This window comes from Halobacteriovorax sp. YZS-3-1, assembly GCF_047084945.1.
Lineage (GTDB): Bacteria > Bdellovibrionota > Bacteriovoracia > Bacteriovoracales > Bacteriovoracaceae > Halobacteriovorax_A > Halobacteriovorax_A vibrionivorans.
Genome location: NZ_JBKIYI010000001.1, coordinates 214,162 through 227,270 on the forward strand (window position 1 = coordinate 214,162; position 13,109 = coordinate 227,270).

Genomic DNA, 13,109 nt, shown 5'->3' on the forward strand with positions numbered 1-13,109 from the left:
CATAAGTGCATTTTTCATATGCCGTTAAGTGAATATTTTATATTTCAGTATTCACTAAGCATCTGGTATTATTCCAGTCTATGAATTTAAAAGAATTTATCACGAATCCTATTGAACTCGAGTACTTCGAGGGGCTTCTTTCTCAACTTAATGAGAAAAAAGAACAACTAAGAATTGCTACTCCTGAGAATGACACAGGGGTTTACCCTACAGCAATTGCACCTCGAGAATTAATGCGTCGCGAACTTCCTTTTTATTCATACGAAGATATCAAGCAACGATATTCAACAAAAGAAATAGTCGACTGTACTTTATGGCTTAGAAAAATGCACGGAGGTCTTGGCTCAAGCCTTGATCGAAGTGAATATCTAAAAAAATATGGCCGCACAACTCCAGGCTCAAAATCTACAGATCTTTATATTGAAACAAAAGAATTTGGAGATATCTCACTAGCTGAAGCTCAAATCATTCAAGCTTCAAAGAAAACAAGCTCATTCAAAAAAGTGGTCCTACAGGACCTTGTTAATAATGATGTAAAACCAATCCTAGATAAGATGTGGGAAAAGCATTCTCAACTCTTAAATGAAAACTTTTCTCGCCTTGAATCAGTGGTTCAACAAAAACTCCCAACAATCAAAGATGGCAAGCTTTCAACTGAGAGACTTGCACCTGCAGGCCATGGTATCTTTGGATACGAAGTCTTTAAAGGCCCAAGGCCTTGCGGCGATAATATTGTTGCCTGTATTGGAAATGGAGAAGATCTAAGCTCCACTCCAGATCGAGCTATTGTCAACTGGATGCTAACTGAGAATATTCCAGTTGTTATGGTAACTACGACAAAAACTGACCGTGATATGAAAGGTGGCCAAATTGCTCTAAAAGTCGAAGGCGATAAGACTTTTCTTACAATTGTAGAAAAAGCACAAGCTGAACAAGCTGGACAATTAGAATACTTTGAAAAGCTGGGTCTTCGCGAAGAAGATGATGACGCGTTTTTTAATACAAATTTAGTAATCGTTAATTTTAATGCGGTTAAAGATTATAAAATAGCACTTCCTGATTTGATCAAAAATCAAAAAGGTGAGTTTTTACAACTTGAAGGTGCGATGGGTTCGGTGCTCTTGAACTCGGATCGGTTGGCCAGGAAGAATGGTCAACAGTTTGTTCATATACTTAATGTGAACAAAGAAAATAGGGCCAAGTTTTTTAATCCGATTAAGAAGATGGACGATTTTAGTTATATTTTGAATTATCTACAACTTGATAATTTTATTTTTCATTTTAGAAGCAGACATGAATAGACTACTAAAGCTAATTAAAAAAAATTTCATTATCATTAAGTTAATTATTCTTATCACTTTTCTGTATCTAGTTTATAACAGTGGAAATATAAATATACACTTAATTAAATCTGGAATTTCAAATAAAACTCTAATTGCTTTATTTCTATTTTTAACTTTTATTCAACAATATATTGGTGCAATACGAGCAAAAATCCTACTTGGCCTAGAAAATAAAAGCAACCTTTCAGCATGGGATATTAATCAAATCACTTGGTCTGCTTCCTTTGTAAGTTGTATATTACCTGTAAGTATTGCAAGTGAAGTCTATAAAATAAGTGAATTAATAAAAGAAAAAAAGTATCAATCTAAAGATGACATTATATACATGAGTATATTTACTAAGGTTTTAACATTAGTATCCTTAGTAATTCTTACACTTGTATCATATATAATATTCTCACTTAGTTTTGATAGTAATCAATTACTTATATTACTCTCTATAATTACGATATTATTTTTTACTGCATTTCTTTATAGATTCAAAATATTAAATTTATTACAAGTAATTTATCGCTATATAATTGATGTATTAAATATTAAAAATCAGTTCATCTTTAATAGAGCTTTTAATTTCAAAAACTACTATATAAGATTATTTCGAAATCCCATCAAATCAACAAAGCTAGTAATGCTCAGTTTACTCATACAATCATTAAACATAATTACATTTCTACTCATAATTTATTACTCCTTAAATTTACCAATTAAAAATGTATTAGAAGCTTCTACAGTTATTCCTACAGGGATCTTCATTTCACTCCTTCCAATTTCAATACAAGGGCTAGGGACAGGAAACTTTGCTTTTTCAGAACTCTTAAGAGGTATTGGAATAGACAATGGCTCTGACATATTCACTATTTATTTTGCTATGTCATATATTTTTAACTTTATCGGCTTAATACCATTCTTGATTAGAATGAAGGTTAAGAGATAGATACTTTCTCTTTCACGCTATTAAAATTCAAAAATAGTAAAATAAAAATATAAACAGGGTAGAAATTACTACCAAAGCTACAAGATAAAGTTACAAAGAAAAAGATCACTGAGGTATTATATAAAGAAATCCTATCTTTCAAAAACTTCATCAAAATGAAGCCTAAAAAAATACCATATAAGACTATTCCATAATCTGTTATTAGCTCATAATGGATATTATCAAAGACTCGCATTATAGGATAGCCCAGGTTATTATTGACTGAATTTGACGTGTACCTCTCTAAAGCTCTTGCAGAATATCCAATTCCATTAGGTAGTAAGTTTAACTCATTTAAAAAGACTTCCCTTCCTAAATGCCTACCACTCAATAACTGAATCGGTAGAAAGAATATAAATACAGGAAACACCAATAGCGAAGAAACAATAAATACATCTAATTTTTTTGATTTATTCTTTGATAAAGCATTTAATACAACTGCTGAAACCATAGAAATAAATAAGCTTCTAACTCTTAAGATAATCATCAATATAAGCGAGACTAAAGATGCACTCTTTTTATTTCCATAGAATAACTCTACAAGGGAACCAGCTACGATAAAAAACACGATCTCTATTGTCGCAGCATTTGAATTAATAAAAAATGGTCTTGCATTGACTATTATCATTCCTCTATTTTTCCAAGTCGAAAAGTCATTATAATCATTAATATAATTAATTATTACATCAATATTTTGTATAAGAAAAATTGTTAATGGAATAAGTATGAACAAGGCTACTATTCTTATTGTATAGTAGAGATACTTTCGAAATATTAAACAAAATGAAATATCTTGGAAAAATTCACGTAATGCTACTAAGAAGAATGGTAATATAATAGCATGCCCAACATAAGTAGCCTCAGTGGAAAAGATAGCAAGCAAAACTAAATTAACTAGAAGAAAAAGAATTAATTCTTTATTTCTACCTATTAATTCCTTTAAATTATTCGATTGTAAAAAAACAATGAGCGAAAACAAAACCACAAAAAGAGGAAATATTGGAAAATCTGAAACTTTCACACTTCTAAATAAACAAATTGCTATCAGTAAAATGCATTGCAAATGTGGTATTATATTAGATTTTTCTAATTTCATTAGAGACTAATTAATTTCTTTTAACGTCTGTAACAACTTAAGCATTTCATCTTCACTCAATCTATGAGTATTATGTGAATTATACTCACCAGCTTGTGTTATAACTTCTTCACCATCCTCGAAGAAACGATCATAGTTAAGATCACGGTTATCACTTATAATTTGATAGTATCCACCAAGGTCACGTGCTTTAACCATTTCCTCTCTTGTAAGAAGAGTCTCATATAATTTTTCACCATGACGAGTACCGATAATCTTAACTTCTGTATCAGGTGAATTTTTAAATTTTTTAATGGCATTTGCTAAATTTTCAATAGTTGAAGCTGGAGACTTCTGTACAAAAATATCTCCGTTCTCACCATTTTCAAACGCGAAAATCACTAACTCAACCGCATCTTCAAGAGACATCATGAATCTAGTCATATTTGGATCAGTAATTGTAATTGGTTTACCATTTTCAATTTGTTCAATAAAAAGTGGAATTACAGAACCACGTGAAGCCATAACATTTCCATAACGTGTTCCACAAATAACTGTCTCATGTGTATCTGCAATACTACGGGCCTTAGCAACAAAAACTTTTTCCATTAAGGCCTTACTCATCCCCATTGCATTGATTGGGTATACTGCCTTATCTGTACTTAAGCATATAACTTTCTTTACACCACAATTAATAGCTGCATCTAGAACATTTTCAGTTCCAAAAATATTTGTTTTAACAGCTTGAAGAGGATAGAACTCACATGATGGTACCTGCTTTAAAGCAGCAGCATGAAAAACATAATCCACCCCATGCATAGCTGTAAGGACACTGTTGTAATCCCTAACATCACCTATATAGAATTTAATTTTTGGGTTATTATATTTCTTTCTCATGTCGTCTTGTTTCTTTTCATCACGAGAAAAAATACGAATTTCACTTAACCCAGAATCAAGAAATCTATCCAAAACAGCATTCCCAAATGAACCTGTACCACCTGTTATTAATAATTTTTTATTATCAAACATATAATCCTCTTATTTTTTCCAAATATTTCTATTCACATAACCTGTATAGCTCTGAATTATCTTAACAACCTGATAGCTTACAAATTCATTTCGATAATCTTCGATATCACTATAATATCGATCTGGGTTATTGACTGTTATATTAATTGAGTTAATGACAGAATCACGATCTAAGTCTGACATGATTAATGTTCCAGCATCCATTCCTTCTGGCCTTTCATGAGCTTGCCGTATCGTAATTGCGGGAAAGTTCATCAATGAAGATTCTTCAGTAATTGTTCCACTATCAGAAATTACACATTTTGCATTCTTTTGAAGTAAATTATAGTCTAGATAACCAAGTGGCTTCATAAATTCTATCAGACTATTAAACTTTGAACCTGTTAGTCCTTCTAATTTTTTTCGAGTTCTAGGATGTGTCGAAACGATAATTCTTTTACCAAAGTGCTCCGCAATTCCATTAAGTGAATCAAGAAGAGAGCTAAAATTACCTGCATAATCAACATTTTCTTCACGATGAATACTAACTAAGAAGTAGTCATTCTTATCAAGAGTTAAGTCATTTAAAATATTTGAATTATCTATATCTTGCTCAAAGTAATTCAAAACCTCTTTCATAGGGCTACCAGTTTTAATTATTAACTCTGGCCTTACGCCTTCATTTATTAAATATCTTCTTGAATGCTCAGAGTGAACCATATTTACATCTGAAAGATGATCAACAATCTTGCGATTTAACTCCTCTGGTACCCTTTGATCAAAACATCTATTTCCTGCTTCCATATGAAAGATAGGGATTTGTCTCTTTTTGATCGAAATTACGGATAAGCAGCTATTTGTATCTCCATATAAAAGTACCGCATCAGGCTTAACCTCTTCCAGAAGCTCATCTGTTTTAATTAATACTTCTGCTATTGTTTTAGTAGCACTCTCTTTTGCAGACTCAAGAAAGTGATCCGGTTTTCTAATCTTTAAATCATTAAAAAATACTTCGTTGAGTTCATAGTCATAATTTTGTCCTGTATGAACTAACACATGTTCAAAGTGTTCATCACACAATGGAATAACTCGACTCAGTTTTATAATCTCTGGTCTTGTACCAACTATAGTCATTAATTTTATTTTTTTCATTATCTTCCCATCTCTTTATAAAGAGAATGCATCTCTTCAACTAAATAATCCCAAGATTCTGGTTGGTAATTAAATTCCGCTCTAAATTTATCTGAATTTAGACTACGGTCAATTTTAAAGTCCTCATATGGAATTATATTTATTTCTTTCTTATAAACGGATGCTATTTTTTTTAATAAATCATACTTGGAAATTGGTTCTGTTGATACATGATAAAGTCCTGATACTTCTCCTTGCATAAATTTTGGAAGAATAATCTTTTCTATTACTCTTGCAAGTGAATTTGTAGGATAGCCAGAGTACATAGCCTTAGTGAAGCCTTTGCATTCACTCTCTTGAGACAAGAACCAATCTACAAGAGATACATTTGACTTAATCTCATGGCCAATTATTGAAGTTCTAATTGTTAATGTATGATCATAAGAAACTTCACCCAAATACTTTGAGAGACCATAAAGGTCACGGCTATCCGGAACTGACTCCTCTGTATAATTACCATCATCTCCAGTAAAGACACAATCGGTACTAAAGTGAATCATCTTTGAGTTATATTTTTTACAAATTGAGGCTAACTTATGAGGCCAAAGAGCATTTGTGAATATTGATATTTCATTATCACTAGACTCTTTTAACTGCTTAATGACTCCTACACAATTTAGAACTAAATCAGGTGCAAATTCTTTGAATTGGTTTTCAATAAGTTCAGTATTTTCAATATTAAATCCGGTTTTAACTTCTGGATGCCATGACTTACTCCTGGCAAGTCCAAGTGTTTCAAACTTCTTTGAGAAGTGACGATAGAGAGATTGGCCCAACATTCCATTCGCGCCGATAATTAAGATTTTCATAAACAAATACTACAGATTAAGCACTGCTTATTCAACTATTTACAACTTCTTGAAGTAGTTCCTCTATTCTTTTAATTACCTTTTCTTGCTTGAAATACTTAGCGTATGCGTTAAATGCTCTTTCACCCATTTCAAATCTTTCTTCAGAAGAAATACTTATAAGCCTCTTAATATTCTTAGCTAGCTCATCTACATCTTCAGAAGGAGAAATAACACCTACTTGTAATTCATTGATCAAATTAGCACCTGCACCGTCGAGAGATGCTATTATTGGTTTTTTTGCCATTAAATAAGATTGAACCTTAGACGGCACTACTAATGAAAAAGCAGGATCTTTCTTAAGAATAACGGCTAAAGCATCTGCTTTTTCAAATAGATAAGGCATATCTCCAGCAGGTTTTCTTCCGTAGAACTTAATCAAATTACTATCGCTATATAAATTCTCAAGTCTTTCTTTCTCTCTACCATCTCCCACTACAGCTAAGTGAATTCTTTCATCATTCAACTCAAGCACTGCGTCAGCAAGTGTTTCAAGCTTTTGAGCTACACCGATATTGCCAGCAAAAGTTATAACAAACTTATCATTTGGAATTTCATCTATCCACTTTGGACAATCCTCGGCTTTATCTTCCTTTGCCCAGTTAGGAACCCATTCAATTCGCCCCTTATATCCGTACTTTTCTAAGTTTATACGAAAGTCATTAGATTGAATAAGCATTAAGTCAGTATTCTTATATATCCATTTAACAATACTACCTAATACTCGACCTAAGAAACTATTGGGACTTCTATTTGTGATAGCAAAAAAGCTCTCCGGCCATAAATCCTGTAACCAAATAACAACTTTTCCACCTCTTAGCTTTGCAAAAATAATAGCAGGTATTGCTGTAAATATAGGTGAAGTTGCAAAAACAAATGTTACTTCTGATTTTTTTAATCTAAAAATAGATAATAAAGAACCAACGATTGAAGTAAAATAATTGAATACCAACCTGAGAAGCCCTGATTTTCTCGCAAGTAAAGGATATCGAACTATCCTTATTCTGTTTATAGTTTCATTATATGGACCCAGTAAATTATACCCTGGATAAAAGCCCTCTTTTGAATAATTTGGTAAACCAGTCAATACTTCAACCTGATTAGAGTACGCTAAAGATTCGGCTAAATCATTTATAAGAAAATTTTCGGGCTTATATACATATGAGAAGATGGATATTTTCATGAATAAAAATGACATAAATAACTGTATAGTTTAGGATTTGAACTATAAATTTATATGCTCCCGATTTATACTCTAGAAGGGGACTTGTATTATTTAATACTGTAATTTAAAATGAGATATTTGGCAAAGCTTCATACCTAAACATTTTAGATATAGAATAAGTTAAACCAATTAAGATTACAAATCAGTTAATGGATAGGTGGTATTACATCAAATCGCAATCGAGTAAAAAGAACAACGTACGCGCTACTATAATAATACCTTATTATAATCGTCTAGACCTACTCGAAAAAGCTATAGACAGTGTAAGGAAGCAAACATTTAACAATTTTGAAGTAATACTTATAAACGATGGCTCAACTAAATGTTTTAATATTTCTGAAATAAAAGATATTAAGATTTATCAAATCAATATAGAAAACTCTGGACCTGCAGCAGCAAGAAATAAAGGTATAAATCAAGCTCGTGGAGAATATATATTTTTTCTCGATTCGGATGATCAGTTTCTTCCCGAAAAACTTGAAATTCAAATTAAATATATGGATAAAAATCCACAAATTGCCCTTTGTCACACCTCATATTTTTATATCAACAAGGAAGAGGAAATTTTAAATACTATAAATCCTTCAATATGTGATGACTTTTGCTACCCGAGAATTATTTCCCACTGTCCAATTGCAATGCCTACTGTTTGCGTCAAAACTGAAGTTATGAAAAAGTTTTTATTTCCAGAGACTATGAGAGTAGGAGAGGACACAATCAATTGGATTAGAATTGCATCAAAATACAGGATCGGGTATATAGGAATTCCCCTATCTAAAGTTTTATTACATTCAAGTAATTCTGCACATAATGTAAAAGCAAAACTAACTGTAACGATTAACATTATTAAAGAAATATATTCAAACCCGAGCCTAAATGCACTTTTTCCATTAATAATTAGAATAATTAGAACTATAGCTTTTTCTATTTATAAACCGAACGTTATAAAACCATCAAAAGACACACTATGAGCATAAGTATTATTACTGCTACATTCAATTCATCGAAAACCTTACCACTACTAATAGAATCACTAAAAGGTCAAATAGACAAAGATTTTGAGTGGATTATTTCAGACGGTGCATCAAATGATGAAACTCTAGAAGTATTGAATAATATTAGCGGCTTGAATATAAAAATTTCCTCGCAACATGACTTCGGAATATATGACGCAATAAATCGTGCCATTAGAATATCAACGTACGATTACTATTTAGTTGTTGGATCTGATGACATTCTCGCACCAGAAGCTGTTAAGGTCTTTAAAGAAGCTATATTATCAAAACCAGTCGATATTGTTGTTGCAAACATATCGATGGGAGCAAACAAAATAACTCCAAAAAATCTTCCGAGTTGGTATTGTGGCCAATTTGCGTACATTTCAGGACATTCAGTCGGAACACTAATAAAAAAAGACCTACATTCTAAATATGGTCTTTATTCCAAGAAATACCCCATCGCTGCAGATCAACTATTTATTTTAAAAGCATGCATGGATGGTGTAGAAATACAGTATATAAATAAAATTGTTGGTGAATTCGGAGATATGGGCGTTAGTTCGGTTGATACTCTTGGCATGATGACGGAATATCTTAGAGTTCAAATTGAAGTTGGCCATAACAAAACAATTCAACTTCTATTGTTTGCAGCTCGTATAATCAAAAAAATATTAATATAAAAAAACCATACGACATATTGATATTTAATCTTCTTTTTACAGCTTTCTATTTTTAGACATTTAGTCTATATATTATTATACGCATTTTTAAGAATTAACATTAAGAAAATGTTAAGTTATTCAATCTTTTTTAAAAATACATTGATATCTTTAAATAAACAATGCTTCTCATTAAACTCATCGAAGCTATAATCCCACCATTTTTCTTGGTTCAATCTATCTATAACCTTTTGTTCAAATCTATGCTTTAAATATTTTGCAGGAACCCCACCTACAACTTCATAATCTCCAACATCTTTAACAACAACAGCACCAGCTGCGATAATAGCTCCGTTTCCAATAGTAACGTTATCGACAATTATCGCGTTCGCTCCTATCCAGACATCATTTTTTATGATTACTCTCTTTGATTCTGCAAAAGCTTGCTTATCTACAAAGGTTTTACCACATTGCTTATTTAAAGAATAAAAACAAGGATGCGTTGAAACAAATTCAGAAGTAGGATGTGTACCCAAGCCAATTTTCACACTTGGCCCAATACTACAAAACTGACCAATAGTAGCATTATTAATAGAAACATTATTTGAAGTATATGTCATTCTACCAATAACTGAGTTTGTAATTGAAGAAAAATCACCAATATAGTTATGTGATGAAAATTTAACCTTATTTAGTGTAATCATATAGCCTAATTTAAGTTCTTCATTTCTAAATGCGATAAAGATATTTTTTATCTCACGGTATAAAAAAACAATAAATGTATTTTTAACTAATCTTCTAATCATTGAATAGGCTGTTGAAAGTAACACGAGGAAATATATTCAACAAGCCCCCCTGTGAAGCGTTTATAATATTGGTTTTAGAGTTTAGCCCTATCTCTTTATATTTTTTAAAGATTTTATACTGCCTCAAGTATTCAACAATATGAAAATCTCCATTAAACATACGCTCTAGACCATTTGATTGATGCTGGGCTGTTTTATAAATTCTCATTTCACATTCTTTTTTATATAAAATATAGTCATGATCAACACCTAGTAAAAATGTATCCTTAAAACCCATAAAATTTGCCGCAATAATGCCATAAATACTTGCTGTTTCAGCTGCATAAATAGAGTTTGCCATATCCATTCCTGAAATATTAAAAGACTCATAATCAAACTCTTTAGATGCACAAAACCACATTATCTTATGATTTTTAAATAGCCCGTACTCATCAATAATTAGTTTTGTATTTACCTTATTACTATCTAAGCCAAGTATGAGTGTTACATTTTTAGGAATATAAAATTCCATTTCACTCAACCAATTAACCCACTCTTCTTTAGTCTGTGGAGGATGAATGGGTGCTACAAGATGATATTTTTCACAACTACCAGTCATTATCTCTTTAAAATCTTCATGAACGTAAAAATTATTTAAAGAAATAACATTTTCCCCTCTTAACTTTCTTAAATTTTCCTTTTTTATAGAATTACCACTACCTAGTAAAAAAACGCGCTGATTTGTATGTATATCCTTCAGTTTATAATTACTTCGAACTAATTCACGAAATCTTAAAAATGTTATATATGATACAACCCATCGTTTTATAACTAAAATAATTGGTGGTATTAAGGTTTTTAAAGTCTTTTTAAGCATTTATCACACACTTGAAAATTAAAGTATCTGTACATTTATTATGTACTAAATTGTTATTATATGCTTGAATTAACTCTTTATCTTCTTCAAATTGAGTATAAACATTTTGTCCATTTGGTAATGAATTATTTAGCCAGTTTAAATGATTTGCTAAGCTATATCTTTGGAAGTAAATTTCTTCCTCAACACGAAAGCCTGCGTACTCTACAATTGATTTTAAACTTTCTTTAGTATGTAGAATTAAATGCTCACTCCATAAAGTAAACTTTTTAAAAGCTTCATTATTATAAACCTCCAATAATACATCTTTTGCATGTGGAACTTCAATGTAAATAACACCATCTAGAGTCATCTTACTTTTAGCAAGTTTTAAAAAATCGATTTGAGCAGGAATATGCTCTAAGACATGAAACAAAGTAATGAGATCCACTTTTTTATCAAAATTATCTAAAGAATCATAAATATTCATATTCAATTCATTTAATAATTGTCTAATTTCATTTTGAGGTTCTACACCGAAAGTATTAATATCTAAGTTCTTAGCTAATTCTAAAACTCCACCAAGACCAGTACCTATATCAAGCCATTTTTCTGGATTTTCTTTTTTTACAATCATTTTAAATCGACGTAAATCATCTTGTCGAGTTTTCAAGAGCGCATCTTCTCTACTTTCAGAACTCCAATAATCAACGCCTTTTCGTTCATTATACTTTTCGATCGAACCCTGATCTATATTTTCTAAAAAAATAACTCCCGTTTTTCTTTCTTTAAAAACGTTAATTTTTGCATCTCTTACAGAATCAGAATAGAGTTGAAATTCTGATGATTCATCAAAAATTCCAGTTTCAACTAAATCTCTATAAACCTGATTTTTGTGCTTCAAGTCTTCTTCTAATTTCATTGTTATACTCAACCTTCAAAGTTTTATAATAAATAAGTGCAGATACTAGCGTTGCAATTGAGAAATAAAATATATCTCTAAAATAATAAGCGCTGATCAAATTTAAAATTATATTAATACATATAATAACCAACTGGTGTTTGATAATTTTCTTCTGCATTCGATTGCAATTCATATAATATATGTACATATTACACCTTGACAACATCCCAAAAGCAGCAAGTAATATTATAAATGTAAAATAAGCTTCATCATACTTTTTTACAAAATATTTCGTTATTAACGGATAAAACAATGATGCGCCTACGAAAGCAAGAGTTAATAATCTCAAATGAAATCGATTAACTTTTTTTATCAAAAGGTCTGCTTTTAAAAACCTTTCTTCTACAACTAAGCGGTAAAGCAGCTGTGCATAAGGGGAAAAGTAGGAAAGAGATAGCACCCATATATTTATCGCTAAGCTCGAGCAAAAGCCATAAATAGCTAAATCCTCAATAGACATAAAGCCTTTAATAAGTATTTTATCCAAGCTTCTAAATAATAAATCGAATAACCATGATATATATATTAAAAATCCTATATTAAAAACTTCCCTAAGATTAACTTTATACTGTCTAGAAAAAAATCTAAAGTTATATTCAGGCACTAAATATAATATTAGAAAAAAAGTCAATATAGAAGCAATTAAATGCCCTTCAAATATACCCCTCAGACTTTTGTTATACATAAAGAATGATAAAACAATTATAACCCTTAATAGTTCATCAAATACTTTAACATAAATAGATCTTTGTAGTTTCAACAAGCTTCTTAAATACAAATTTAAATTTTCTATTAATTTTTTGAAAAATAGATCTACTAAAATTATGAGAGTTAAAGTGGTATCTAGTTCAAATACAGGAATAAGTAAAAATATAAATGAAACAGAGTGCAATAATAAAGATGAAATATTAAAATCATTAAAGTAATCCAATACACTCTCATTAGATGAAATTGAGTGCTTCGGTATTAAGACAGCAGCTCCATTCATTAAACCAATCTGCATCATCGGAATATATGATATAATAAGATTTACATAAACTAGCTGCCCAAAGTTAATTTCGGTCAACTCCTTACCAAGGATTAAAAACATCATAAAAGACAATATTTTAGATAATATTGTTATTAATATATTTTGAAATGATATTGTTTTTATTTAATTATCCTCATGTATAAAGTATTATATT

At 30.6% G+C, this 13,109-nt stretch carries 13 protein-coding genes; 4 read left to right on the forward strand and 9 right to left on the reverse strand.

Translation table 11 applies throughout. From position 1 onward, the window contains the following. Window positions 1-80: 80 nt before the first annotated feature. Together ACMAZI_RS01060 and ACMAZI_RS01065 are read left to right on the forward strand one after the other, a co-directional pair. Window positions 81-1,301, forward strand: coding sequence for a UTP--glucose-1-phosphate uridylyltransferase (locus ACMAZI_RS01060; protein WP_412473950.1), 1,221 nt, complete (start codon window positions 81-83; stop codon window positions 1,299-1,301). Then, entirely contained in the window at window positions 1,294-2,277 is a 984-nt protein-coding gene (locus ACMAZI_RS01065) for a lysylphosphatidylglycerol synthase domain-containing protein (RefSeq protein WP_412473949.1), read from the forward strand. Before ACMAZI_RS01060 ends, ACMAZI_RS01065 begins: the two co-directional genes overlap by 8 nt. On the opposite strand, the gene ACMAZI_RS01070 is transcribed toward ACMAZI_RS01065, so the two are convergent. From ACMAZI_RS01070 to ACMAZI_RS01090, 5 genes are read right to left on the reverse strand one after another with little or no spacing between them, the layout of a single operon-like run. After that, on the reverse strand, window positions 2,267-3,412 hold the full coding sequence (locus ACMAZI_RS01070; protein WP_412473948.1) for a hypothetical protein: 1,146 nt from the start codon (window positions 3,410-3,412) through the stop codon (window positions 2,267-2,269). The two genes, ACMAZI_RS01065 and ACMAZI_RS01070, sit on opposite strands and share 11 nt — an antisense overlap. Before the next feature lie 6 nt (window positions 3,413-3,418). Beyond that, the gene (locus tag ACMAZI_RS01075) at window positions 3,419-4,420 is read right to left on the reverse strand and encodes a polysaccharide biosynthesis protein (RefSeq protein ID WP_412473947.1); all 1,002 of its coding nucleotides are present in this window, start codon (window positions 4,418-4,420) and stop codon (window positions 3,419-3,421) included. A gap of 9 nt (window positions 4,421-4,429) precedes the next feature. Then, a complete protein-coding gene (gene wecB, locus ACMAZI_RS01080) occupies window positions 4,430-5,551 on the reverse strand; it encodes a non-hydrolyzing UDP-N-acetylglucosamine 2-epimerase (RefSeq protein ID WP_412473946.1) in 1,122 nt (373 codons plus the stop codon). Further along, a complete protein-coding gene (locus ACMAZI_RS01085) occupies window positions 5,551-6,399 on the reverse strand; it encodes a dTDP-4-dehydrorhamnose reductase family protein (RefSeq protein ID WP_412473945.1) in 849 nt (282 codons plus the stop codon). The genes wecB and ACMAZI_RS01085 overlap by 1 nt, the downstream gene beginning before the upstream one ends. Window positions 6,400-6,430: 31 nt before the next feature. Continuing rightward, window positions 6,431-7,636: a glycosyltransferase family 4 protein gene (locus ACMAZI_RS01090; protein WP_412473944.1), complete on the reverse strand. Its 1,206-nt coding sequence runs from the start codon at window positions 7,634-7,636 to the stop codon at window positions 6,431-6,433. Between the two features lie 176 nt (window positions 7,637-7,812). Here ACMAZI_RS01090 and ACMAZI_RS01095 point away from each other — a divergent pair, with 176 nt between their 5' ends. Both ACMAZI_RS01095 and ACMAZI_RS01100 read left to right on the forward strand, forming a co-directional pair. Further along, window positions 7,813-8,634: a glycosyltransferase family 2 protein gene (locus ACMAZI_RS01095; protein ID WP_412473943.1), complete on the forward strand. Its 822-nt coding sequence runs from the start codon at window positions 7,813-7,815 to the stop codon at window positions 8,632-8,634. Next, the gene (locus tag ACMAZI_RS01100; protein WP_412473942.1) at window positions 8,631-9,341 is read left to right on the forward strand and encodes a glycosyltransferase; all 711 of its coding nucleotides are present in this window, start codon (window positions 8,631-8,633) and stop codon (window positions 9,339-9,341) included. The genes ACMAZI_RS01095 and ACMAZI_RS01100 overlap by 4 nt, the downstream gene beginning before the upstream one ends. 116 nt (window positions 9,342-9,457) lie before the next feature. Here the strand turns inward: ACMAZI_RS01100 and ACMAZI_RS01105 are convergent, their stop codons facing one another. The 4 genes from ACMAZI_RS01105 to ACMAZI_RS01120 are packed head-to-tail and all read right to left on the reverse strand — an operon-like array spanning window position 9,458 to window position 13,078. Continuing rightward, window positions 9,458-10,126, reverse strand: a complete 669-nt coding sequence (locus ACMAZI_RS01105) for a CatB-related O-acetyltransferase (RefSeq protein WP_412473941.1) — start codon at window positions 10,124-10,126, stop codon at window positions 9,458-9,460. Continuing rightward, window positions 10,119-10,982, reverse strand: a complete 864-nt coding sequence (locus tag ACMAZI_RS01110; RefSeq protein WP_412473940.1) for a hypothetical protein — start codon at window positions 10,980-10,982, stop codon at window positions 10,119-10,121. Before ACMAZI_RS01110 ends, ACMAZI_RS01105 begins: the two co-directional genes overlap by 8 nt. Next, window positions 10,975-11,883: a class I SAM-dependent methyltransferase gene (locus ACMAZI_RS01115; protein WP_412473939.1), complete on the reverse strand. Its 909-nt coding sequence runs from the start codon at window positions 11,881-11,883 to the stop codon at window positions 10,975-10,977. Before ACMAZI_RS01115 ends, ACMAZI_RS01110 begins: the two co-directional genes overlap by 8 nt. Continuing rightward, on the reverse strand, window positions 11,840-13,078 hold the full coding sequence (locus ACMAZI_RS01120) for a lipopolysaccharide biosynthesis protein (protein WP_412474440.1): 1,239 nt from the start codon (window positions 13,076-13,078) through the stop codon (window positions 11,840-11,842). The genes ACMAZI_RS01115 and ACMAZI_RS01120 overlap by 44 nt, the downstream gene beginning before the upstream one ends. Between the last annotated feature and the right edge of the window lie 31 nt (window positions 13,079-13,109).